Annotated in this window: 19 protein-coding genes and 2 pseudogenes; 10 read left to right on the forward strand and 11 right to left on the reverse strand. The window is 66.7% G+C overall.

Annotated features, from left to right (window positions below; genetic code table 11):
- Positions 1–191: 191 nt before the first annotated feature.
- Positions 192–947, reverse strand: a pseudogene (locus KXC43_RS52195) (sulfotransferase domain-containing protein).
- 282 nt (positions 948–1,229) lie between these two features.
- Between KXC43_RS52195 and KXC43_RS48900 the strand changes: the two are divergent.
- Positions 1,230–1,790, forward strand: coding sequence for a TIGR03086 family metal-binding protein (locus KXC43_RS48900; RefSeq protein WP_221383175.1), 561 nt, complete (start codon positions 1,230–1,232; stop codon positions 1,788–1,790).
- A 214-nt stretch (positions 1,791–2,004) separates the two neighbouring features.
- Here KXC43_RS48900 and KXC43_RS48905 read toward each other — a convergent pair whose 3' ends face one another.
- Positions 2,005–2,862 (reverse strand): helix-turn-helix transcriptional regulator, encoded by an 858-nt coding sequence (locus KXC43_RS48905; protein WP_221383176.1) that lies wholly within the window; start codon positions 2,860–2,862, stop codon positions 2,005–2,007.
- Positions 2,863–2,953: 91 nt separating this feature from the next.
- Here KXC43_RS48905 and KXC43_RS48910 point away from each other — a divergent pair, with 91 nt between their 5' ends.
- From KXC43_RS48910 to KXC43_RS48920, 3 genes are all read left to right on the forward strand, one after another.
- Positions 2,954–5,293, forward strand: a complete 2,340-nt coding sequence (locus tag KXC43_RS48910; RefSeq protein WP_221383177.1) for an alpha/beta fold hydrolase — start codon at positions 2,954–2,956, stop codon at positions 5,291–5,293.
- Positions 5,294–5,634: 341 nt separating this feature from the next.
- Positions 5,635–10,710, forward strand: a complete 5,076-nt coding sequence (locus KXC43_RS48915; protein ID WP_221383178.1) for a hypothetical protein — start codon at positions 5,635–5,637, stop codon at positions 10,708–10,710.
- Positions 10,711–10,916: 206 nt separating this feature from the next.
- Positions 10,917–11,687: a class I SAM-dependent methyltransferase gene (locus KXC43_RS48920; RefSeq protein WP_221383179.1), complete on the forward strand. Its 771-nt coding sequence runs from the start codon at positions 10,917–10,919 to the stop codon at positions 11,685–11,687.
- A gap of 206 nt (positions 11,688–11,893) precedes the next feature.
- Here the strand turns inward: KXC43_RS48920 and KXC43_RS52505 are convergent, their stop codons facing one another.
- From KXC43_RS52505 to KXC43_RS48960, 8 genes are all read right to left on the reverse strand, one after another.
- A complete protein-coding gene (locus KXC43_RS52505) occupies positions 11,894–12,166 on the reverse strand; it encodes a LysR family transcriptional regulator (protein ID WP_308129603.1) in 273 nt (90 codons plus the stop codon).
- Between the two features lie 151 nt (positions 12,167–12,317).
- Entirely contained in the window at positions 12,318–12,971 is a 654-nt protein-coding gene (locus KXC43_RS48930) for a hemerythrin domain-containing protein (protein WP_221383181.1), read from the reverse strand.
- A 126-nt stretch (positions 12,972–13,097) separates the two neighbouring features.
- Positions 13,098–14,096, reverse strand: a complete 999-nt coding sequence (locus KXC43_RS48935) for a hypothetical protein (protein ID WP_221383182.1) — start codon at positions 14,094–14,096, stop codon at positions 13,098–13,100.
- A gap of 95 nt (positions 14,097–14,191) precedes the next feature.
- On the reverse strand, positions 14,192–14,992 hold the full coding sequence (locus KXC43_RS48940) for a hypothetical protein (RefSeq protein WP_221383183.1): 801 nt from the start codon (positions 14,990–14,992) through the stop codon (positions 14,192–14,194).
- A gap of 28 nt (positions 14,993–15,020) precedes the next feature.
- On the reverse strand, positions 15,021–16,400 hold the full coding sequence (locus tag KXC43_RS48945; protein ID WP_221383184.1) for a glucose-6-phosphate dehydrogenase: 1,380 nt from the start codon (positions 16,398–16,400) through the stop codon (positions 15,021–15,023).
- A 78-nt stretch (positions 16,401–16,478) separates the two neighbouring features.
- Entirely contained in the window at positions 16,479–17,078 is a 600-nt protein-coding gene (locus KXC43_RS48950; protein ID WP_221383185.1) for a sulfite oxidase-like oxidoreductase, read from the reverse strand.
- Positions 17,079–17,185: 107 nt separating this feature from the next.
- On the reverse strand, positions 17,186–18,511 hold the full coding sequence (locus tag KXC43_RS48955; protein ID WP_221383186.1) for an FAD-dependent oxidoreductase: 1,326 nt from the start codon (positions 18,509–18,511) through the stop codon (positions 17,186–17,188).
- A gap of 142 nt (positions 18,512–18,653) precedes the next feature.
- Entirely contained in the window at positions 18,654–19,301 is a 648-nt protein-coding gene (locus tag KXC43_RS48960) for a TetR/AcrR family transcriptional regulator (RefSeq protein WP_221383187.1), read from the reverse strand.
- Between the two features lie 53 nt (positions 19,302–19,354).
- Here KXC43_RS48960 and KXC43_RS48965 point away from each other — a divergent pair, with 53 nt between their 5' ends.
- The 3 genes from KXC43_RS48965 (at position 19,355) to KXC43_RS48975 (ending at position 21,754) form a co-directional block, all read left to right on the forward strand.
- A complete protein-coding gene (locus KXC43_RS48965; RefSeq protein WP_221383188.1) occupies positions 19,355–20,605 on the forward strand; it encodes an FAD-binding oxidoreductase in 1,251 nt (416 codons plus the stop codon).
- Positions 20,606–20,737: 132 nt separating this feature from the next.
- Positions 20,738–21,355, forward strand: a complete 618-nt coding sequence (locus KXC43_RS48970) for a sigma-70 family RNA polymerase sigma factor (protein WP_221383189.1) — start codon at positions 20,738–20,740, stop codon at positions 21,353–21,355.
- A 159-nt stretch (positions 21,356–21,514) separates the two neighbouring features.
- Positions 21,515–21,754 carry an anti-sigma factor gene (locus KXC43_RS48975; RefSeq protein WP_221383190.1) on the forward strand — a complete coding sequence of 80 codons (240 nt, stop codon included), beginning with the start codon at positions 21,515–21,517 and terminating at the stop codon, positions 21,752–21,754.
- 91 nt (positions 21,755–21,845) lie between these two features.
- Here the strand turns inward: KXC43_RS48975 and KXC43_RS48980 are convergent, their stop codons facing one another.
- On the reverse strand, positions 21,846–22,193 hold the full coding sequence (locus KXC43_RS48980; RefSeq protein ID WP_221383191.1) for a MerR family transcriptional regulator: 348 nt from the start codon (positions 22,191–22,193) through the stop codon (positions 21,846–21,848).
- Positions 22,194–22,417: 224 nt separating this feature from the next.
- Here KXC43_RS48980 and KXC43_RS48985 point away from each other — a divergent pair, with 224 nt between their 5' ends.
- From KXC43_RS48985 to KXC43_RS48995, 3 genes and pseudogenes are all read left to right on the forward strand, one after another.
- A complete protein-coding gene (locus tag KXC43_RS48985; RefSeq protein ID WP_255646155.1) occupies positions 22,418–23,506 on the forward strand; it encodes an alkene reductase in 1,089 nt (362 codons plus the stop codon).
- A gap of 578 nt (positions 23,507–24,084) precedes the next feature.
- Positions 24,085–24,183: pseudogene (locus KXC43_RS48990) on the forward strand (IS5/IS1182 family transposase); the annotation flags it as partial.
- 56 nt (positions 24,184–24,239) lie between these two features.
- Positions 24,240–24,686, forward strand: coding sequence for a cytochrome P450 family protein (locus tag KXC43_RS48995; protein ID WP_221383193.1), 447 nt, complete (start codon positions 24,240–24,242; stop codon positions 24,684–24,686).
- Positions 24,687–24,701 lie beyond the last annotated feature (15 nt).

The following is a 24,701-nucleotide window of genomic DNA, read 5'->3' on the forward strand; positions in this document are numbered from 1 at the left end:
CTAAACAAGATCAACCACACGAGGGGGGGTCCGTTTTCAACCGTCCCAGAGGGGTCCAGATTCAGCCGCCGTTGACAACACGGCTCCGTACTCGAACTCCCTCCACTGTTCAGGATTCGAAAGAGTTCGAGTCACCCGTAAATCAACACGGCCTCCTGGGGCGCCGCTGCTCGTGAATGCGTCGCAGAAGGCTAGGGCCGGTGCAGCCAGGTGTAGATGTCGTCCGGCAGCTCGGCGCGGGCCTGGTCGTGATATCGACCGCGCTCGGCAGCACTGAGCAACCGTGACCCGTCGCCTGACCGGCCGCCACGGAAGAAAGCGGCCTCGCTCTTCATCGGCTGGTCCGGAACAAGCCGGTTGGCTCGCTCTGCCATTCGCGAAAAGGTTGCCGCCTCGACCAGCTCGGGCCATCTAGCCGCCGGGATCTCGATGCTCAGCCGGTCCGCGATGCGACGCATCTCCCGCTCGAGGTCGTTCGTCAGATCCGCGTAATGCACCAGCACGATTCCTGGGTCGTCGCGCCTTTCCCACGCCGTTCGGATCATCCGCAGCACAGCCGTCAGCGTCGCATGAGGAAGCGCATATGGGTCTTGCCCATCGATCCAGGCGGTGAGGAAATCGTGCTCGCCCCCCGACGGACTGATGTCGATCGACTGGGGCAGGCCCAGCCGGGCCAGCTACGGCGGGAGGTCGAGGTTCCGGAGGTAGTGATACCAGGAGACGGCGGCGTCCAACGGATGCCGGGCACCGGCCACAACGGTTACGCCAGGCAAGGTCGGAATGCCGTCGACCGGGGTGTGCGACTTGATGATCCGGCGGTGCTGCTGCCTATCGAGTTCAGTGACGACGGTCTCGATCGGCAACTCGTTGCTGTCCAGCCAAGGAGAGATGGTGGACAGACGGTCAGGCAACTCCCGGCTCTGAAAGACGAGTAAGGCACAAATCATCTGAAGCCAAGTGGTTCCCGATTTCACCGGGTAACGACGAGAACATCGTCGGCGCGGAGGGTCAGTCGGCTCCACCGGCGGCTGTCGAAGGTGGCGTGGGCGTAAACCCGGAGAGGAGAATCGCGATCCGACACACCTGTACGACGCGGTCGAGCCTCCCTCGGTTCACTGCGCGGCGTCAAAGGATCACAGGTGACCGCTTAGCGGACACAGGGACTGCACAAAAGTGCACAATCGACGTAACAGCGGCCATACGCCAGCTTGATCGGTACTTTTGCTGCCATGACAGATGCAGTAAGCCTCATTCCGGGTGCCATCGACCGGTTCGGCGCCCGGGTGCTCGAGGTGCCCGCAGGCGCCTGGAGCGATCCGACGCCGTGTACCGAATGGGCCGTTCGCGACCTGGTCAACCATCTGGTCAACGAGCACCTCTGGGCACCGCACATCATCGCGGGCGAACCGATGGAGCAGGTCGGCGCCCGCTACGACGGCGACCTGCTCGGTGACGATCCGGTCAGGGCCTGGGAGCACGCGGCTCAGCGGTCCCGGACGGCCTGGCTCGACGCCGACCCATCGGTAATTTATCGGTTCTCGTTCGGTGAGGCCCCGCTGAGCGATTACGCCGACCAGATGCTCGTCGACCTGACAGTCCACGAGTGGGACCTGGCCCGCGGCATCGCCCTGCGTGATTCGTTGGATCCGCAGGCCGTCGAAGTCTGCCTCGCCTATGCCCGCGCCAACGTCGGACGCTGGGACGGCCTGGGCATCATCGACCCGCCCATTCCCACCGACAGCACCGACCCCGTCGTCCAGCTCCTCTCGTTGACCGGCCGCGCCGTCTAACTATTTCCTTGACCAAACGTCCAGGTGCTGGGGTCAGGCTGTCTGGGTGGTGGGTTGGCCTCGGCGTCGCCGGCGTTCGCTGCGAATTCTGGCGCAATCACACCGGTGGGCGGCCAGAACATCGGAGTGGCGGGCGTCGGCGTTGCGCCAAATCGGGTCGTTGGGTAGATGACGGGCCAGCGTGGGATGGTTCGGGTGGCGAACCGGTACCTCTTCAGGCACTACCGCGGGAACCGGTGGCGGTCGCAGTGTGCGTAACTTCGCGCTGATGGGCCTTGTTGTGGAAGCCGGTGCGGTAGCGGCCTGGTGCGATGCCGTACGCCTGACGGAATGCCGTCGCCAAGGAGAACTCATTGGAGTAGCCCGACTGCCGAGCAACTGAGGCCAATGGCGCGTTCGTCTCGCGCAGTATGCGAGCAGCTGCGCTCAGTCGCACATTTCTTACATAGGCCATCGGAGGGCTTCCGACCAGCGCGGTGAACCGCCGTGTGAACGCCGTACGAGAGAGTCCGGCTCGGCTGCTGAGGAGCTCAACCGTCCATGGCACGTCGGGATCGCGGTGGACGGAACGCACGGCCGCCGCGACAGCCGGATCGGAGACCGGCCATGCGCCGACCAGTTCCACGTGGCGCAGCACCTGCACGACGATGAGGCCGACCAACGACGCCCGAGTCGCTTCCGCTCCGGGCCGTTCGATGAGGTCATCACCGAGCAGCGCACACAGCTCGGCCAACCGGGGCACGCTGCCGGCGACCACGGAGACGGGCGGGAGCTGGCGTAAGGCCGCATGCACTTGCGTGTCGGCGAGGTGATAGCAGCCGGAAAGGAAAGCGATGTCCTCGCCCTGGAGGCTGTGGGCCGAACCCGTCGGGGCGAAAATCACGTCTCCGGCGACCGCCTTCAGGGATGGCCCGTCGTTCACGGTCAGCGATATGGTGCCGCGTTCGATGACGTGGAAGCCGATACCCGTCCTGATGGGAAAGGTCTGGCGCCACGGGCCGGACTCGCTGGTCCGGCAGGTGAAGGCATGCCCACCCCGGATCCGGTCGGCAACTTCGCTGAGCAAGTCCACTCGCCGACGATATCTCGCGAGGCATACCGTGACATGGGTCCGGGTCACCACGACATGGCGAGCCCAAAAGCCCCATACTTAGATATTTGCCATGAAGGTTGTGCTCACTAGCCTGGCCGTGCACTCACATCTGTGGACGATGATCGCACCGACGGCTCGGCTGCTCCGGTCGGCAGGTCATGAGATCGCGATCGCAACCGGAGCCACCATGTCGGAAGACGTTGACCGCATCGGCGCTCCGATGATTCCGCTGGAGAAGATGCTCAACCACGAGCAGCTGGCGGCCGACCCGGATCTCGCCCGGGCTGCCGGCTACGGTGGCCACGGAGACCTGCGCGACGACCCGTCCGCCACCCCAGGATCAATGTTCGGCCAATTCTTCGCCGGAGTTCTGGCCGAGCGCGCGGCGACCGAACTCATCGCCAAAACCGAGTCGTGGAAGCCGGACCTGGTGGTACGCGAATCGCTCGAGTTCGCGGGTGTACTGCTCGCCGAACACCACAACGTCCCATTGGTAACCCTTGACATCGCCCCGTTGGCCATTACTCGCGATGCCGGCATTCTGCAGTGGCTCAACCGCTCACGGGCCGCCCTCGGTCTATCCGTGACCGAGGATCTGAACGGTGTCATCAACAGCCGGTGGGTGAGCTGGTTCTCCCCCGGGTGGCAACCGTCCGCGCCGGCGCCGGGCGACTATCGGCACTACCAGGCACCGCCCAAGGAAGCGCCGGTCCATCGGCCAAGCCGACCGACCGATGACCGGCCTCGGGTGCTGGCCGCGTTCGGCTCTCTGCTTCGCCAGACAGTCGGTTTGGACAACTCGCCTGCGCATCGGGTCGTCGAGGCGCTCGGCGGCCTCGAATGTACCGCCGTGGTGGCATTGGGCGACGACGACGCCGTTGCCTCCTGGACCGGCCCCCGCCCGGCCAACGTCGAGTTGACCGGGTTCGCCGACCAGCAGACGCTGCTGCGCTCCTGCGATCTGTTCGTCACCCACGCCGGTTTCGGCAGTCTTCGTGAGAGTTTGACTGCCGGTGTGCCCATGGTGGCGTTGCCCCTGCACTCGGAGCAGCCGGATAACGCCCGGCGTCTCGCCGACCTCGGTGTAGCCATCTCCCTCGACCCCGCGGCCACCGCCGATGAGATCGGACGGGCGTGCGCCGCCGTCCTGTCCGAACCGCGCTATCGGGCCGAAGCCGTCAAGTGGGAAGCGGAGGTGGCGGCCCTGCCCACGGCGGAGGCGTTCGTCCGCGATCTCGAGGCCCTCGCCGCCCGACCGCGAGCCAGAAGCTTCACCGTTGACATCCCCGAACGAGTACTTGGCGACCTGCGGAGCCGTCTTCGCGACGCCCGCTTGCCGGACCAGCTTCCGGGGACCGGTCACGAGCTCGGCTTCGACGGATCGTACCTGCGAGACATCCTCGACTACTGGGCCAACGGTTTCGACTGGCAAACCGCGCAAGACCGATTGAACAGTTTCGCGAACTACACCGCCGACATCGATGGCATGACGCTGCACTTCGTCCATGAGCGGTCCTCGGACCCGGATGCGGTACCGCTGTTGATGATGCACGGCTGGCCGAGCACCTACGTGCAGATGCTCGACATCATCCCCATGTTGACCCACCCGGAGCACGGTGGGACGTCATTTCACGTCATCGCCGTCTCCCTGCCGGGATACGGCTTCTCCGACATCCCACGTCTTCCTGGCATGAACTTCTCGACGATCGCGGACCTGACGCACCGATTGATGACTGAGGTTCTTGCGTACGAGCGTTACGGCATCCGCGCGAGCGATCTCGGCTTCGGCGTGGCCAACGCCATCGCGGTCGCTCATCCAGACTCGGTCATCGGTATCCATACCAGCGGAACCAATCCGACCCTTCCTTCACCGCTACCGCCTGACTTGACCGAGGAAGAGCAACGATTCGTCGCCGATGCCCGGCAGTGGAACGCGAACGAAATGGCCTACCTGCAGCTCCAAGCGAGCAAGCCGCAAACTCTCGGCGTCGCGTTGAACGACAGTCCAGCCGGCCTCGCCGCGTGGGTCGGGGAGAAGTTCTGGCGCTGGACCGACAACAACGGCGCCATCGAAGATGCGATCGACCGCGACTCCTTCCTCACCAACCTGACCATCTATTGGGCCACTCGTACCATCACGCCGTCCATGCGCCTGTACTACGAGGCGTTTCGCGATCCGGCCGGATGGCAGCCCGCGACTGTACCCCTCGGCTACCTGATGTCCGACAAGGACATGTTCCCGACCCCCCGGGCCTGGGTCGAACGTCAAGGCAAGGTCGCCCATTGGACGACCACAGATCATGGGGGCCACTTCCTTGAATGGGAGCAGCCGAAATTCGTGCGCAATGATCTCCAGGTGTTTTTTGCATCGTTGACCGACCAGAACAGTCGCGGCCTCCAAGACTTGTAGTCACGAAGAGCCGCACGAAATCAGCCACCAAACTTTTCGCGTTGGTCGCTGCGAAGACACCAGGAAGTCACGCTCCATCAACACCGATAAATATCATTTATTCGGTGACGTCGTGTCGACGGAGTTCACCCTCGCTCGTCCAGTCATTCTGGCCGTCGAACCCGAACGGGACCTCTTCCGCGCTGGCTGTGAACGCAAGCACCAGTTTGGAAGAGGTCCGGCAGCAGCTCCCCCCGATCTCCGAGCCGGGACGGCCGGCCCCGCCGGTCCACTCCATGCCCGTGCGGGATCAGGCGCAAGGAGGACGGCCCTGGTATCTGGATCAGAATGCGCTCGGGCAGGTGAGCGTCGCCTTCGCCGGACGCGGGCCACACGTCGCCGACTCCGACGTGCTCGCCGCCGGGTTCGCCGCCGAGCTCACCTCGCCGACCGGGACCGGTGAGTCGTCGCGGCACGCCGTCCGGGACTTTGTGCGGCAGAGCATCACCGGCCTGTTCGACCCGCCGGCACAGCGGGCCGGCCGGGAGAACCCGGCGCACGACGCCTTTCTGGAACGCTGGGATGAGGTCCTTTACCAGGGCATCCACGGAGCGGTCGACGGCAGGTTGGTCTGGGTGCGCCCCGTGATCGGCGCGCTTACACCGGTGCCCACCCCACCCGGACCGCGGGTATTCAAGGTCTCGTTCGGCTCCAGAGCCATCAACCATTCCGGCACGAAGGAATCTTCTGGCGACCACGAGGCGTCCATCGACGGCTCGTTCGGCCGGCTGGGCGAACATATCACCCGGTTGATTCCCTACATGCCGGCCATCGGCGTTGGCAGCAGCGTCGAGTCTTCCGCTTCGTCGCAGCGCCGGTTGGTCGCCGGCCGGCAAATGTTCATCCTGAACTCGCAGCAGTTCGACGCTGGTCTGAGCTTCGAGGTCCACGTCGACGGGCGGCTCTGGGGCCGTACCCGGGAGTATCCGCCGGCCGGCGGACTGCTCACCGTGGTGTTTCCGACGGAGTACACCGAGCCGGGGACTGGCGACACCGACTCGCCGGCCGCGGGGCCGCAGCGGGCGGCGACACCTCTGACCAGGCGGCGGCCGACGCGCGCGCATGAGGTGGTGAACGCGTTCGCGATGACGCCGATCATCACGGCGTGGCACCGGGCGCTGGTCCGGTCGATGGGCGCGGCGAAGGCGCTGCCCCTGGCCGAGCAAGGCGTGAAGCAGTTGCTAAACGAGCGAGCGGTGCTGAACCGCAACCGGATGTTGATGACCGGTGGCGATCACGAGGGTGGACTCGCTGCGGGCGGCACGTGGCTGACACTGGACCTGACGATCACGCCGAGGACCCTGGGCTCGGTCGGCACCTCGCCGAACGTCGCGGTTCGCGACGACCTCGGCATCGTTGCCGCGACCGCCGACGGACAGGAGGGCAGCAGCAGGGTCAGCGTCGACTTCCGAGTGTTCGGGTACGGGCTGACGCACCTGGATCCGCCCTCCGAGCCCAAGGCGAAGGATGAGCGCCGCAAGGGTGTCTTCGGCGGCGGGGTCGAGGTCGGCTCGGTCCGCGCATCGGGCAGTGAACACGGCAGCGAGACCCTCAACCACACCGTGCTGCGCCGGCAATCCGATCAGGCCCGGTACTGGATGACCTTCGACGCCACGTTGCGTACCAGCGGCAACGGACAGGACGTCGAGGATGTGCATGTCGTCGATCTGAGAGGCGAGGTCGCGGTTCCGGAAGCGGAGAAGGGCGACTTCGAGCAGAGCACGATCGGGACCGACGTCCTGCCGGGGCACGAGTACCCGGCGAGCCGCCCGGCTGTGACACCGCCGGCAGCGCCGACCTCGGATGCGGATGTCGACCGGCGCCTGGGCGCACCGTTGCCGACCGCCCCGCAGAGCCGGACCCGCTTTCCGGCAACCCCAGAGCCGACCGAGCCCTTACCGCTGGTGACCCGTCGCGGGCTGGGCGCCGGCGTGCCGGTCGGGTTGCCGGGCTCGGAGGCGGTGGCCAAGACAATCACCGGCGCGCTCCGCACCGCGTCCGGTACGACCGACATCGGGGCGGAGGTGGTCAGCGAGATCAACGCGCGCGCTGGGCGGCCCGCTCTCGAGGCGGACTTCGGGCGGGTGCAGGCTGGCGACCCCTTCACGGTCACGATCGGCGGGCAGCAGTACGACGTCCTGGTGCTGGCTCATCTGCGGGAACATATCGGCGAGACGTCGTACCAGATCGATGTCAACCAACGGGCGCTGCACGGCAACTCGTTCTCCGGTTCGCTGACCACGGATCGGTCGGTCGAGGCGTCACTGGGTGGCGCGGTGGTGCTCGCGCTGCCGGGGGGCGTGCGACTCCAGCTCGGCCGGGCGGAGGCAGGCGCAGCGTACTCGACCGGCCACAGCAACGAGTACAGCGACACGATCAAGCACTACCGGCGCACCGAGACGACCGGCGACGTGACCGAACACACCTACAACGTGGTCTACGAGATCGTGGTCCGCCCGCAGGGCGGGGCCCGCTCGACCTATCTGATAGACGACCCGGACCGGGCGGTCGGACAGATCGCTGTGCCGGTCGAGCACGCCGCTAGGACCCCGGTGACCCAGGCGCAGCGGGATACCGCCGGGTGGGCGGCGGTACGCACGACACCACCGCCGGGCTGGACCGGCGATTCGATCCCGTTCGACACTCAGGGTGCCTCCGGAACGTATCCGTTCTTCCTCACCATGCCGGAGGTCGTCGCCGGGGCCGCGCAGGCGTATGCCGACCTGAACGGCCTCGACGCCGCCTGGTTCGCCGAGCCGCTCAACTGGCCGCGGCCGCTCTGGTCGGCCGGTGTGCCCGCCGAACTCGCCGCGCACTTCGCGGAAATCTCCGGTCCCACCGGCTGGGTAATCCCGCTGCCGGACCGCGACGGCCGTCGCCAGGTCGTGCTGATCCGCACCCGGATCGATCAGAGCCCGCGGCACCTGGGCGCGAGCATGTCCACCGAGATCGAACATTATGTGCAGTCCGCACCGGGCCAGCAGCGCTCCGACACCGTCGAGAAGAAGGTCGACGGCAAGGTCGGCGCCGGTGTCCTAGCGCCGATGGTGCGAGCGGACACGACGGACCCGGAGGGCCCTACGAAGAGGGCCGCAGGGTCGGGTGGGGCGCCGACCTCCGGCTCGACCGTTCAGGACACCGAGACGTTCCGGATCAACGCCGGCATCTCCGGAGGCGCCGAAAAATCGTGGTCCTCGTCGAAGTCGACCGAGTTCGGCAATATCGACATCACCCGGGCCACGTACGGCCAGACCGTCCATGCCTTTCGGGGCACCCCCACCTTCGAGATCGAGGCCTTCCGATTCACAGGCGAGGGCAACGAGGGCGACTCGGTGAGCCGCTACGTCACCGTGACCGACGGTGTCGACTTCATCGTCCCGAACCGGCAGGCACATGAGTTGGGCCTGCCGAATGCCACCCCGATCGAACCGAACGAGACACCGGGACGCGAGATCATCGACGCCCGGCTGACCCGCGCCGTCGGCCATCCGGAGCGGGTCACGGCGGACACCCTGGTTCTTGCGATCATCAACGAGCTGAGTAGTCACGGTCTGCTGCCCCCGCAGAACGCCGACGGCCAGATCCCGCCGACTCCGCTGGGACGAGCGCTGGTCGAGCGCTTCTCCGACGCGGCCCTGGAGTCGCAGTACCTCGCGCTGACCGGGTCCGGCATCCTGATGTGGGTGCCGGTGGTGGCTCCGTATTCCCCGACCCGATATCTGATGGTGCGCGTCAAGGCCACCCCGCAGGCGCCCAGCAGCGACCTGCCCCGCGACGAGGTCAGCCTCACCCTGCGCGGCGAGCAGCACGATGCGAGGTCGGTAAAGCACGAGCACGGCGCAGACGTGCACGCCGAGGGTGGGATCCGGGCCCGGGGCGCCGTGGGCGATGGAGACCTGGGCGGCGAGTTCCAGGGCGGCTGGCACAGCGGATCGCAGCACAGCCGCGGCGAAGGTGTCGAGGTGAAGGACATCTTCCGGGTCGGTGTAAAGAAGTCGCACGAGTTCAACCAGCCATTGATCTTCAATGTCGAACTCGGTGTCACCCACGAGAAGCCCGAGATATTTCGGGTCATCAGCGAGGCCGCCAGGGAGACGGCCTTCGCGGTGACCGGCGGTGCGGCGACACCCCGGAAGCTGTGGTACGGCAAGAGAGTGTTCCACTGGGACTGGACCTCGAGCCGGAGCGGGGGTGCCGGGTATGCTCGCATGCTCGTGCCCTCGTACCTGACGCTGCCGACCGGAACCAGCGGTCGATGGCAGCCGACCGCGGCGCCGGTGCCCGCGGCGGATCAGCTGGTGCGGTGGCACACCGCGCCGCCGGCTGCCACCCGGAACCAGACACTTCTCGACGACGAGACCCTGCACCCGTGGACACTGCTGCCGGTCTCCGAGGCGATCACGAAGTGGGCTGCGGTGGTGGCCGAGCCGCCGATCCGGCGGCCGGACGATGCCGGGTTGACGCGCCCGGACGCCGCAGAGGTGCCCGGGCGCGGCCCGCACAGCGGGTTCGGCCTGACCGTGGCCCGGCACGCCACCGACTCGATGCTGCGGCCACGGATCGGGCAGATGCTCCGGCACGACTACACGATCCCGGGCACGGACATCAGGGTGGGATTGGACATTCGCAACGAGTGCGGCTACCAGGTGCCGGACGGCGACGCCCATCGACCGCTGACCTTCGAGCACAAAGGCCGGACCTATCAGCAGACCGCACAGACACCGAGCCATGAGAACAGCTCCGGGTCGGGGTGGCAGTTCTCCGGCGGTCTACTCGGGCGCGGAGGGGCCGACGGCGGCGAACGCAAGGTCGGGACATCGCAGGTGCCCGGTCTCGGCTGGGGCCGCGGGTCGGCGTACGAGGCGACCAGCAGCAGCGTTGCGGAGCGGAACTCGGAGGCGAAGCGGAGCTACTATCTGTACCGCTACGACGTGACGCTGGTGCTCTACGGCTCGTCCGGGGATCCGCTGCGGATCGACCTGGACGAGGCTTTCTTCGCCGGCAGCGGCCGAGTTCCAGCGACATCACCGGCCATGGCAGGCCCCCGCGTCGAGGAAAGGCCTTCCGAGGAGACCGGCGACCGGCGACTCACCCCGCCCGTCGAGACCAGGACCGGCATTGAACTGGGCACTCGCATCGACGTGCCGCCGCCTGCGCCACCCGGCCCGCGGGTCTCGCCGTTCGGATCCACCCCGCCGGCTCATCCGGCCCCGGCTTCGTCCCCGCCGGTCTCGCCCTACGAGCTGCTGACCCAGCCGGCCGAGATTTTCACCCCGACCGACAACATCGAGCTCAGCGACCTGAGCGGCGGCAAACAGCCCTGGGTGGAGGAGCATCAGGAGACGCCGACCACGGTGGGCCTGCCCCCGATCACGTGATTCCTTCGTCGGCGGAACTGATCACGCGGCTCCTCGCATCCCTGTCTCCGCAACCACGAGACAGCCGTCTCACTCCGGCTCCCACTGGCACAGACCACCCGGGCGGGCACTGAGCCCGGTGAACTGGGAAGTCGGTGGTTCATGGGCGTATGTACGAGGTGTTCCGGGACATGGGCGGCCGGGCGGCCCGGAGGTTGGATTGTCGTGTGAACACCGAGAACCTGATGCGGCTGTTGTCCGGGCTCGTCGAGCCTCTGCTGTCCCCGCTGAGTTCGCTGCCGTCGGGCGCGCATGTGGTCCAGATCGCCTCGGGCACCGGCGGGCTCAGCCGCGCTCTCGCTCGCCGCCGCTCCGACCTGAAAATCAGTGCGATCGACATCAATCCCGCGGTGCTGAATGCCGGGCACACCGAAGCCGACCGGAACAATCTCGCAGTCGACTTCCGGAAGATGGACATGACGCGCTTGGAGTTCGCCGACGACAGCGCCGACGCGGTCATCTCCCGAATGGGTCTGCTGCTGGCTGGAACCGCACCATTCGCCGCAGCAGCTCAGGAGGCGGCCCGGATTCTCCGGCCCGGCGGGACCATGAGCATCGCCACCTGGGCGGATCTGGCCGGAAGCCCGTACACCAGGATCGGGCTGGACGTCCTGAGCCGGTTCCGCACACCGGAGGAGCTTGCCGGCTTCGAGACCGCTTTCGCTCGTCCTCAGTCCTTGGAGAGCTATCTGATCGAGGCGGGACTCCGAGACGTCGAGGGAACTTGGTACAACTGGGAGACCGAGTACCCGGAATTCGCCGACTGGTGGTCCTTCGTCACCGGCATCGGACCGCTCGCGCCGCTCTTCGCCTCGCTCGGTGAGGCACGGCTCGGCGAAGCACAGCAGGTGATGACCGAGAGGCTGGCCGGGCACCGAACCGCAACCGGTGGCTACCGCCTGCCCGCGACCGCCCGCCTGATCACCGCTCGCGGCTAGTACTGGTCGATTTGGCCGACCGCCTGAAGACCGACGGGCTGGCGGATGCAGTCCCGAGGAGGTCGCTCGGGCAGCCGCTCAGCTCGGGCGCTGATCCGCGAACGAGGACCGCGAAGCTCGAGCAGCGCGGTCCCGGCAGAGCCGGACCCCTGGCGCGCTCAGCGCCCGGGGCATCTGCTGCGTGCCGTAACCCCTCTGCACCGCGATCACCAGCTCACCAGCTTGCTCGCCCGCGCCGTCGCCCGCGCACGACGAGAAGCGGCCACTGCGACCTCTGCCTCACGTAAAAACGCGTGGCCGGTCGCGGTGGGCGTCAGACCGCCTTGCGTACGGTCGAACAGCTGGATCCCGAGCTCCCTCTCCAGCCCTCGGATCTGCTGAGAGATCGAAGGCTGAGCGACGTGCAGCCGTCGGGCCGCAGCAGTCACGGAGCCGTATTCAGCAACGGCGAGTGCATATTCGTACTGGCGGAGACTCACCGACTCGAGGCTAACGAGCACCCACGGCGTGCGCATGTGAGAGCACGGACGCGTGGGCTTCGCTGTTGCCTGCAATGCCCACGCGCCCGTGAATACTTCGGCAGTGCTCGCAGCCTCCTTCAGGATGGCGCCCTCTTGCTAAGTCGGCGACTCAGGGAAGCGCGGGGCTTCCGTACACACGCGTCGCGTATTCGGCGTAGGCGCTGACCGCGACCGGACGGACCTCGTTCCAAAAATGCTCGGGGGCGCCGCCGCGGATCAAGGCTTCCATCTGCTCATCCGCCTCGTGCAGCATCATGCCGATGGCGAGCGGCCCCTGCTCCGGCGTCAGCTTGCCCGCAGACGAGGCCACGCTGGCCCGCCACTCCTCGTCGGTCAGGAATTCGTCGATCAGCGCCAGCGCCTCGGACTCCTCCAGGGCCAGGTGCTCTTTCAGCGCCGGTACGAGCCGTTCGGCGGCGGCCGCCAGCGCGTCGCGATCCCCGGCAGAGCCCGTCGAGGACCACGCCCGGGCCTGGCTGGTCAGGTTCTGCAACATGAGGTCGATCTGGCTGTGCTGAGTCTCCATCGTTGCCACCAGGCCCTGCACCTTGTCCGAGCACCGCTCGTGCAGCTTCGGCCAGACGTGGACGTCCTCCGCGCCATGATGACCGTGCAGCAGCTTGACGAGTAGGTCCACATGCGCGCCGACAATTCCGGCCCGAGCGGTCTCGCCCGGTGCGACTTGGAGGATCAGAGCCGGCAAAGCTCCGAACTGGGCCCGGAACATGTCATGGGCACCGATCATGTCGCGGCTGTCCGCCATCAGAGGTCCTTTCCGTGGCGTGATGCCTGCCTTGTCACTGACACCGTCGCCCTTTCACATCGATACGTGGATTTGTGACAGGTGATCACTGGCGTCGTCGAAATGGGCGTTCGGACGGTTCTATTGCTATGCCGCGCGCTGCCGGGTCAGCTCATCCAGGGCACCCGAGCGGCGCATCTTGGCGATGAGGTATTTCGACAACAAGCCATTACCGAGCAGGTGGAAGGTCTTGCCGGGCGGAGAGCTGAACCCCCCGGAAGTATGCGGAGCCCACACCGCCGAGCCTTCGGTGACCTCCAGCCATCCGGTGCCGATCCGGCAGGACACCCCAGCGGCTTGCGGTCGGTAGGCGTGCGCGGCGAATCCGGATCGGCGACCACCCGGCGGGAGCACCCCTGGAGCGGCGTCGACATGCAGACCGCGGTCGCTGTAGCCGGTCACTCGCACCGCTGCGATCACCGGGAATCCGTCGCTGCCACGAAAAGCCAGCACCTGGTGAGGCAATTTCTGAGCCTGCCTCGCGAATTTCGCGGTGTCGACGCGCGGACCGGTGCCTTTGGCCGGCGGCTCCTGGGGTTCCGGAGGCAACGGCCAAGGGGTGCCGGACACCTCGGGCGGGCCGGAAGCGTCCGTGCTGCCGTCGGTGTCTGTCCACGACGCGCCCGAACGCCGCGCCAGGGGCCAGCTGGCCACCCGGCTCAGCGGGATGTCGATCACAAGCCGGTGTTCCAGGTATTCGCGCAGGGCCCAGTCCCAGAAAGGACCGGTCGGCGTCTCACCGAAGAACTTGTCTGCGTGTTCATTGATGAGCGCCAGGTGTTCCGGCGATGGCCCGTCCGGAATCACAGCGGTCCCCTGGGCCAGGACGAAACGCGAACTCGTGGCGAATCCGTGCTGACGTGTGTGGTATGCCACCGCTGTCCTCGGTTCCTGGCTCAGACGTTGCAACTTGCGGGGGAAGGCCAAGGAAGTGGTGATAGCGACGCTCCCGGCAACCCTGTTCACCAAGCCGATCGGGCTCACCGGGATGACCACAGCACCACCGGCAGGGGTCAGATAGGCAGCAGCGGCGACCAGGTCACCGGCGAAGACGGACTGCACTTCGTCGGACCAGACAACAGCCATGGTGGACTCCGGAATGGGTAGAGCTGGACGAGGACGAGCGCGACCTCGCATGCGGTCTACGGATGAGACGAACAGCCGGCCGGCAAGGTTCAGGTTCAGGCCAAGGCGCTGTCGACGACTCCGCGCAGATGGACACGGGCCCGGTGCAGCGCCGCCGCGGTGTCGTCGACGGGGAGTCGGAGGGCGCCGGCGGCGGCTTCGACGGAGAACCCGTCGATCAGGACGAGTCGGCCCACTTGGGCGGCCGGCCGCGGAAGACGGTCGAGAGCGTCGTCGACCTCGTCCAGCAGTTCGGCGGTGATCAGGTCGGATTCGGGGCCGAGCCGACGATCGTCACCGCCCCACTGGTTGGGGGCCTCGACGAACCGGCCGATGTCGGGCCCGTCGGTGTAGAACGCCGGATAGAACAACTCCGGCGTGTCGGCGTCAGCGTCGACGTCCAGGCTCTGCGGATCAGCGATCCCGCCCGGGGCAGTGACCGTCCGCACCGGCGGTGCGCCGGAAGCGTCGACTCGATCAATGAGCGAGCGGGTCAGGGCGGCGAGCTCGAACGAGTCGCCCGCGGCGAGTGCATCGCTCAGCACGTCTTGGACCAGGTCGTCAGCGTTTTCGGCATCGAGCGACGCCGCAATCTCCTGCAGCGCGCTGACGGCCTCCTTGACCTCATCGGTCGGCGGGAGACCATCGACCTTGGCGCGCGGGATGTCCCGGGATCGGAACTGCAGCAGGGCATCGGCGTCCTGGAGCTGTCCGGCGAAGGTCGAGCAGTCCGGGCAGAGGGCAAGGTGTTCGAGCACAGTCGTGCGATTTTTCGGGTCCAGCACATCGACGTGCAGGTGCGTGAGTTGGGCGATGCAGTCGGCGCAGGCGGTCCGAAGGTCAGTGATGGGTTTCATGGGTCTCGAGCCCTTTCCGGCGTCAAATTCAGAAGGAGGTGCGATCGGGAAGCAGCGAACCCGTGGGTCCGGTGCTTCCGGCCGGGTACTCCAGCAGCGGTACCTCGCCGGCTCGCCACGCTCGCAGCACCGGTTCGACGATGCGCCAGCACTCCTCGGCAGTGTCGCCGCGCACCGAAAGCGTGGGATCGCCCTCGAGCGCTCCGTGGAGGATCTCCCCGTACGGCGGAAGGTGTCCGGGCCCGAAGCCGGCTTCCAGCGTCGCCGCATCGATGCGGAACGGATCACCGGGGCCGTTCACGTTGACGTCGAAGGACAGCCGGTCCGGACCTAATCCGATGCGGAGCTGGTTGGCCCGGTCGTAACCGGTGAGACCGGTGGGCACCCGAGCCGGACTCCGAAATGTGACAACTGCTTCCTTGCGCGTGTTGACGAGTGCCTTGCCGGAGCGAAGGCGGAACGGCACCCCCGACCACCGCCAGTTGTCGACGGCCAGGACCACTTCAGCCAAGGTCTCGGTCTGCCGGGACGGGTCGATCCCGTCCTCGTCGGCGTAGGCGATGAGCCGTCGACCGTCGACGACGCCGGCACTGTAGCGGGCCCGGCGGCTGTAGGTCTGTGGGTCGTCACCCCACACCCGGGTTGCCCGCAGGACCTGGGCCTTGCGGTCACGCAGTTCCCTGGCATCAATCGTCGGTGGCGCTTCCATGGTCAGGAGGGCAAGCACCTGCAGCAGGTGGCTCTGCACCATGTCGGTCAGCGCGCCGGCGCCGTCGTAGTAACCCGCCCGGCATTCAAGCCCCAGGCTTTCGTCGAAGACGATGTCGACGGACTCGACGTGGTCGGCGTTCAGCAGCGGCTCGAAGACCCGGTTGGCGAACCGCAGACCCAGAATGTTGAGCACCGTGGACTTACCGAGGAAGTGATCGATGCGGTGGATCTGGCTCTCCGGAACCAGGCCGGCGAGCAACGCGTTCAGATCCGCTGCGCCGGCGGCGTCGGTCCCGAACGGCTTCTCCATCGCCAACCTCGTCCCGCTGGGCAGGCCGATCTTGTTGAGAGTCCGGCACACCTGCGCCGTGACGACGGGCGGCAACGCGAAGAAGATGGTCACCTGTCCTTGGCACGCATCGAGAAGCCGGCGCAGGTCCTTCTCGTCGGTGGCGTCCGCCTGCAGGTAGCGGGTGGCACGGGCCGTGTCACCGGCTCGACCTTCGTCCGTGCCGAACGACTTCACGACGCGTTCCTGCCAGCGGTCGTCGCTCCAGTCCTCCTGGCCACTGCCGATCAGCAACAGCCCGGGTCCTGGCTCTGCCGCCAGCAGGCTACCCAGACCCGGCAACAGCAGCCGGCCCGCCAGGTCGCCGCTGGCACCGAGCAGCAGCAGAGTCTGATCGTCGTCGTTCACTTTCCCTCCGGCGGTCGAGCCGACAGCATGAGATCGAAGAAGTAACCGGCCGGCACCTATGCCCCTGCCTCTGTCTCGTCAATCGCCGTGATAGCGCTGCTCCCGCCAAGGTTCGCCGTACATGTGGTACCCGGCGTCCTCCCAGAAACCGGGCTCATCGGCGTGCATCATCCGGATTCCGCTGACCCACTTCGCGGACTTCCAGAAGTACAGATGGGGTACGACCAGTCGGGCCGGCCCACCGTGTTCCGGGTCCAGATCCTCGCCCTCGAACTCGAAGGCGATCCAGGACTTGCCGTCGAGCAGATCGTCGAGTGCCACGTTAGTGGTGTAGCCGCCGACGCTGTGCACCATCGTGTAGTCAGCGGCCGACTCGATATCTTCGAACAGAACGTCGAGAGAGACGCCGCGCCATCCAGTGCCGAGCTTCGACCACTTGGTGACGCAGTGGATGTCGACTGTGAAATCCTCCGCCGGCAGAGCCCGGAACTCCGTCCAGTCCCAGGACTTCTTCTGACCGAACTCATCGGCGATGGTGAAGCTCCACCGGTCGAGCGGGACGCGGGGTGTGGGACCGGCCGAGAGGACCGGGAAGTCAGTGGTCAGGTACTGACCGGGCGGCAGGTCAGGCTCCGACGCGCGGCGCTTTCCCTCGAACCCGCGAGAGACGATGCTCATGCGTGGTCACCTCCTCCTACGGCAGGTCATTCTGCCATCGCGTTGCAAACCGCTCAACCCCGGATTGATGGTTAGGACACACGCCGCCGGCCGTCGTCGTCCCACACTCATCCCCGCCGCAGATTCCCGGCCAGGACTCGGATGAGGACGGCTGGCTTGATCAGCGTTACCGGTAGCTCGACCAGGCTGCTGACGGACGAGAAGGCCTCGACCAGGACGCGGTCTCGAGCGGCAGCGGCGTGCAGCCGGCGCACATAGGCGCCGATGAGTCGTTCGGCTGCCGACTGCGGCAGGCCGAGCTGCGCCCGATCAGTGGTCATAACCATCTGCCAGGCTGGATCGATGCGCTCGGCGGCAGCTTTGAAGAATCGACGAGCCAGGTTCTCCTGCCCGGCGGCCAGGAGGTCCCGCAGGATCACCGCTTCCATTGCCGCCACCGCCATGCCCTGCCCGAACAGCGGGTTGAAGCTGCACAGGGCGTCACCCACCACGAGCAGACCCTCGGGGAACCGCCGCAGGCGCTCGTAGTAGCGGCGGTGGCTGGCCGGATAACGATGGCGGTGTGGCTCGTCCAGCCACTCGGCGTCGCGAAGCACGTCCGGGAGAAATGCCGGAGCGATGCGGTCAGTGGAGGCCCTGAATCCGTCGTGATCAGTTGGCGGGTGATGGCCGGCATAACCCATCAGCGTGAGGGTGTATTCGCCACCCTCCTGCTCGATGAGGGCCATCCCGACCGGTTGTCCCGTACGCGGCTCCACCAGTACCGACCGCAGGCCCTCGGGCAGGCCGCCCGGCAGACGCAATCGACGGCTCGCGTACATCACGTCGACCGCCAGGATCTTCTCCTCCGGCGGGTCGTACCCGAGGTCGCGCAGCCACGTGAAAGCCCGCCCGCTTCGGCCGGTCGCGTCCACGACGAGGTCGGCCGGCAGCGCCTCCTCCTCACCGTCGCGCGAGACGACCCGGACTCCGGCGACCCGTTCCCCGGTTGCCGAAGCGATCAGACCCTGAACCGTCCGCTCGTCACGGAGCAGGACATTGGGCATCTCGCGGATCTCTTCGCGAATCCGCGCCTCCAGATAGGGGCGGCTGGGCTGATAGCCCGGAGCGATCCTCGGGCCGCCGGCCCGCTGAAAAACATGTCCGTTGAACTCGGTCCATGAGTGCGCGCCGCCGTAATTCACCGGGACACCGTCAGCGGCCAGCTTCTCCAGCAGGCCGGGAAAGAGATCGTCCAGAGCCCGCACGCCTGCGCGCATCAGCACGTGCGCGTGCCGGGCCTGAGGCACGCCCTTACGGTCCAACCCGCCGGCCGGCAGAGGATCGCGATCGACGACGGTTACCCGCTCGTACGAGTCGGCCAGCGCCCGCGCCGCCAGCAGCCCGGCCACGCTGGCTCCCAGCACCACCGCATGTTCACGGGACTGGCTCATGGACTACCTTCATCGACATGCCCGGTGAGACGACGGCCGGCTATGAATGGTTCACCGGCCCGTTCGGTACCGGCCTGACCGAGTCGGTACCGCGACATGGCAGCTGTCGCCTACCCAGCACGGACACCACAGTGCCTGATGATCAGAGCAGGTCACGGATCGCGGCCTGGGTCAGCCACCGTTCTGCCCGTTCGTAGGACCAGCCGAGGTCGTCGGTAAGAGTGAACATCGACCCGAACCCGAAGTAGAACCAGAGGAGATCGGCCGCGGCCGATTCGGTGAGGCCGGCGCGGAGAGCGCCGAGATCAGCGAGCCGGGTGGCGACCTCGCCGAGATCGCTGCGATAGCGGCGCGTCGCCGCTTCGAGGCTTTCCGCGGCGCCCGCGTCATGGGGCGCGGTGCTCAGGGCAACGCGCATGATGTCGCCGAAGTCCTCGCGCATCCGGCGGGTGACGTGACCGGCGATGCCGACGATTTCTGCCGGATCCGCCGTCGCGAGTATGGCGATGCGGTTCTCATCAACGATCGGGGCGGTCGACCAGATGGTGGTCAACGTGTTCAACAGACCCTGCTTGCCGCCGCTGACCGCATAGACCGTGGCCGGCGCGACCCTGGCGAGTTCGGCGATGTCGTCGACGCGGGTGGCGAAGTAGCCGCGCTCGGCGAACAGCCGGCGAGCTGCATCGACGATCGCCTGTCGAGTGTTGGCTGCGTACTCGGCCCGTCGTCCTACCTGCTGCTTTGAAACCACCTCGTGACCATACCAACACTGTTTTGGCCAGAGTTTCACTCCAGTGGCTATAGTGCCGGTCAGGTTGTCGCTATCTATCAAGAGGAGTTCGGATGGACGTCTGGAACGGGGCCGTCAAGCACCGCCCCGCCGCGGTGGTTCGGCCAGCCTCCGCCGAAGAGGTGGCGCGAGCTGTCATCGAGCGGGGTGACCTGGAGCTTTCGGTCCGTGCGGGCGGGCACGACCCCGCCGGCCGCGCGGTGCGTGACGGAGGACTCGTGCTGGACCTCCGCGATCTTGGCAGCGTCCAGGTCGACGCCGATCGGCGGATCGCCCGCGTCGGCGGAGGCACCCTGTCCTCGGCCGTGGCAACCGCCACCGCCAAATACGGGTTGGCCGCCGCAGCCGGCAACGTGGGTTCGGTCGGGTTCACTGCGCTCAGCCTCGGCGGCGGCTACGGACCGCTGTCCGGCAACTACGGGCTGGCCGTGGACAACATCGTCGGGGCGCAGGTCGTGCTCGCCGACGGCCGCATCGTCGAGACTGACGAGACACATGAGCCGGAGCTGTTCTGGGCGATCCGGGGCGGCGGTGGGAACTTCGGTGTCGTCACGGAGTTGCGAGTTCGGCTCCATCCGGTCGAGCAACTCACCGTCGGAGTCTTCTTCTTCGCCTGGGAGGAGGCCGAAAATCTGTTCCCAGCCGTTGCCGCCTTCATGCAGCAGGCACCGCCGGCCCTCACGACCCAGCCCGGCGTCTTCAGCACGCCGAGCGGGGAACCGGGACTGTTCGTCCAGGCCGCCTGGTCGGGCGACCCGAATGAGGGCCGAGCCGTGATCGACAGTCTCGCAGGCCTGGGAACGCTGACGTCTTCGCAGGTAACTGAGATGGGCTATGCCGATCTGATGGCCCTGTACGAATCGCTGACACCGGCGGGTCGGTATGTTGCCATGCGAACTCGCACGGTGAAAGAAATTACCCCGGCCGTCGCGCGTGCTCTCGTGCATGCCGGTAACACGCGCACCACTGCGATGTCCGGGATCCCGATCAACCATCTGCGCGGGCCCTCTGCCACGCGCGACATGAGTGAGACGGCCTTCGCTTATCGAACTCCGCACTTCGTCATCGAGATCGCCGCGGCGTGGACCCCGGACCTTCCTGGCGATCATGCTGGTTGGACTCACGACCTGTGGGCCGAACTCGAGCCGCACTCGCTGCCGGGCGGCTACGTCAACATCATCGGGCCGGACGAGAAAGATCAGGCCGACGCCGCCTTCGGGGCCAACACCGACCGCCTGCTCCGCGCGAAACAGGCATACGACCCGGCCAACGTGTTCTCCGCGATCTCGCTACCTCGTCCCTGACTGGCATCGACACCCATTTCGGTAACTTTCGGCACACTCTTTCGCAGAGTCCCAGTGGCGAGGGCGAATGAAGTCAATGAGTTATGTCTGAGCTGAAATGTCGCTGAGTACTTCCGGACGGGCGGGCAGGACATGCAACAGGCGCAGCAGAATGGAACGGACCATCGCCCGATTGACCTGGCGATTCTCGACGAGGTCGACGTGGCGCTACGACACCTGCACCAGGTTCACGGTCCTCCCCTGATGAGGTTCCTGATCCGGCAGACCCATGGTGATCACCAATGGGCCGAGGACATCCTGCAGGAAACGATGCTGCGGGCCTGGCGAAACCCGGCCGCCCGGAACAACGACGGCCGGTGGAGCCGAGCCTGGGTCTACACCGTCGCCAAGCGTATTCTGATCGACCAGGTACGGGCGGCCGCGGTGCGCGCTCCGGAGGTGTACGACAAGCAGATCGAAGCTCGCGAGTGGACCGAGGACTTCGCCGGCCGTCTCACCGATCAGCTCAGCGACGCCGCGAAGGTCCGGACGGCAGTCGAGTCCCTGCCCCCACACATGCGGGAGACCCTGGAGGCGGTCTTTTTCCAGGGCCACAATTCGACGCAGGCCGGTCGGCTGCTCGGCGTGCCGGCCGGCACCGTGAAGTCGCGGGTCTTCTATGCGCTCAAGGCCCTCCGCCAGCTTCTCGAGGCGGAGGACTTCTTTGCTGAGTCACCGGCCGGGCCGACCGGTGATTCTGACGCTCGCTGACGCCTCAGGGCCAGCGCGCCATTACAGCGTTCGGATGGACGCCTCCAACACCGGGTATGGTCAACGGCACGGCACGCAGTCCGAAAACCGATTGCCGTTGGCCCCTCCGCGTAGCGAGCCGTCAAAATGAGGAGAAGGCGGCGAGGTGAGGAGGAGACGGTGCCGGAGGACCACGTACCGGATGACCTCTTGACGCAGCATTTCATGGACGATCTGGATCCGGCCGAGAGCGACGTCATCCACCGCCACTTGGAGGCCTGCGCTTCATGTGACAGCCGGGCGGACAAAATCGCCGAAACCATGGCTGCGCTGGCCGCGCTCGGCGATGATTTCTGGTCCTGGCCCTCCCCCGACGGCAGCCTCACAAGTGCCGACCGGCCCGCCGAGCGTCCGCGCTGACTGGCGTTGACGTTCGACGACCACGCCTGGGTCAAGCTGATCGCCGAATCCCTCAGGGAAGACTGCTGGGCAAGGGACGCCGTATTTGCTCTCAGCTGTCCAGGTTCGCCTCGATCAACTGCTCGAGGCGACCACGGGTGTAGACCAGGTCATCGATGTGGGCGACAAGCCGGTCACGCTCTCGAACCAGCGTATCCAGAGACGCCGCCGTGCTCTCCTCACTCGGAGTGTCAATGCAAGGCAACAGGTTACGGATGGTTCGGCTGGAAAGCCCGGCGGAGAACAGCCGCTGCAGGAAAGTGACCCGCGAGACGACGGATTCCGCATAGATACGCTGACCGCTCGGGGTTCGCTCGCTGGAGATCAAACCCTGTTGCTCGTAATATCGCAGTGACCGCGCGCTCACGCCAGTCGCGGCGGCCAGCTCACCGATGCGCACAGATCCCGCCCCTCCCCCGCTCCCATTTCGCCGAGAGCATGATCTCGAGTACCGCGATCCTCGGGTCATGAAATCTACACCCCCGATGCTGCCAGCAGGACCGTTGCGCCCGCAGTGTGCGCAGGGTCTGGTTCGCATCAGCGGCCCAGCCCCAGGCTTTGCGGCACCGATCACGCTTGCCCCTGACACTAGTGTCAAGTTTTACAGTTGTCGTCATGTCGCACATGAACCTTCTCAGCAGCGCCCGCCTGGGGGACCTGACCGTTCCGAACCGTACGGTGATGTCGCCTATGACCCGGGTTCGCGCCGGGGCCGGCGGCCTGGCGACTCCGTCCATGGCCACCTACTACGCTCAGCGGGCGAGCGCCGGCTTGATCATCAGCGAAGGCCTGTTCCCGAACCCGGTGGGACAGTCCAACCCGGGCACTCCCGGGCTTCACTCGCCGGCTCACGCTGAGTCGTGGCGCCAGGTCACCGACGCCGTGCATGCCAATGGCGGCCGTATCTTCGCGCAGGTGCAGCACGCCGGACGGGTCTCTCACCGCGAGACCACCGGGTTGCAACCGGTGGCCCCGTCCGCGGTCCCCCTCACCTCCGACGTTTTCACCCCGACCGGCCCCAAGCCCGCCAGCGAGCCCCGAGCGCTCGACCGGGCCGAGGTGACCGAACATGCGCAGGCCTACGCGAGCGCTGCCCGCCTGGCCGTGTCAGCCGGGTTCGACGGGGTTGAGTTGCATGGCGCCAACGGCTACCTCATCCACCAGTTCCTCGCCCCGAACGCCAATGTGCGCACGGACGAATACGGCGGGACGGTGGCGAACCGGATTCGCTTCGCCGTCGAGGCGGTCACGGCGGTCGCCGGCGCGATCGGTCCGAGCCGTACCGGTATCAAACTCTCGCCGGGGGTTGGGCTGGCCGGGCTGGACGAGCCTGACGCCGAAGAAGTGTATTCAGCACTACTGCAGGAGCTGGACCAGCTCGGCCTGGCGTACGTGCATCTCGAGTCGCCGGTCGAATCCGTTCTTCTGCACCTGCGCAAACTCTGGTCCGGGACGATGATCGTGAACCCGTCCATGCCCGACTCGTCCGCGCCGACCGACCAGGCCACGGCGGAACGCTGGCTCGATCAGGGCGCCGACCTGATCAGCTTCGGCCGTGCTTACTTGGCGAACCCGGACTTGGTTGAGCGGCTACGTCTAGGACTTTCGCTGGCCAAGGCGGACGTGGCCACGTACTACGCCGGCGGCGATGACGGCTACTTGACGTACCCGACCTATCAGCACCGTCCCGACGCGGTTCGACCGAATCCCTGACGACACCGGCACGAACAACAGCCTTTCGGGCGCATTGCCCGAAAGGCTGTCCGGACGGGCCTGCACCGGGCAGGCCCGCGATGCTTTCGCCGGTAATGCGGGCGGCAACGAGGCGTTCCTGGCCGCGATCGCGCAGGGCCGTTACCTGCCTGAGGCGTTCGACAGCCGGGAGGATTTCTTCGGTCCCCGGCAAGTTGCCGTCATCGTGCTCGAGGTGCCCCACAGCGTGATCGGGTCCGGTCAGGTGCACGCCTGGGCCACCATCTCTCTGCACGGTCATGCCCCGGAACAGCAGGTGTCGCGATGGGGCCCGTCAACCGAGCGCTTGGCCGCCAGAGGCCCCAGAGCGGTTCGGACGACTTATCTACCTCGCCGCTTACGCCCAGGTGGCCGACCGTTCGGTGCTGTCTTACGCAGTCGAGCCGGAGAACGCTGAATCGCTGGTGCCGGGCTGCTGGTCGGCGATCCGGCAGCGACCGGAGAGCTGGAATTCGACCTGGATGGCGCGGACAGACCCGCCTATGCGCCCTGGGCTCACAGCCGTGCCACCAGACCACGTAATCGCCCTGCGGGCAGGGCTCCTGGTCGAACTCCGCTACTGCTCGCGCCGCGCAACCGCAATGGTTCGAGCCATCCTCGTCCTGCACCACGTCGAAGCCAACTGCTACACAGCATGAAAAACTCCATTGCTGTGCGCATGAACGGGTGTACGTTCCGGCCCGTCACGTAGGGAATGAACTCGACTCGACTCGAATGGCCGTTCTTCACGGACCCTTGGGCCACCTACGAGCAGCTGGCGGCCGACGGGCCGGTGATCCGGGTAGATCTACCCGACGGTGTGAGTGGCTGGCTGGTCACCGGATACAACGAGGCCCGGCTGCTGCTGAGCGATCGTCGCTTGAGCACGGACCAGTCGCGACAGATCCTGGCGTACGGGGACAACCCGCCGCCGGGCACGCTCTCGCCTCTTGCTGCGAACATGCTGACGTCCGACCCGCCCGACCACACCCGCCTGCGGCGTCTGGTTAATAAGGCGTTCACGCCACGCCGCATTGCGGGGTTACGCGCATCGGTGCAGGCCATCGCTGACGACCTGCTCGACGCGATGGGTGAGGAAGGCCTGAGTTGCCCCCGCTTTGATGGAGCGGTGGTTACCTGCCGCCGGTCGGGGCAGGGGTGAGGTTATCTGGCTCGC

Origin of the sequence: Paractinoplanes polyasparticus (assembly GCF_019710575.1) — a bacterium.
Lineage (GTDB): Bacteria > Actinomycetota > Actinomycetes > Mycobacteriales > Micromonosporaceae > Actinoplanes > Actinoplanes polyasparticus.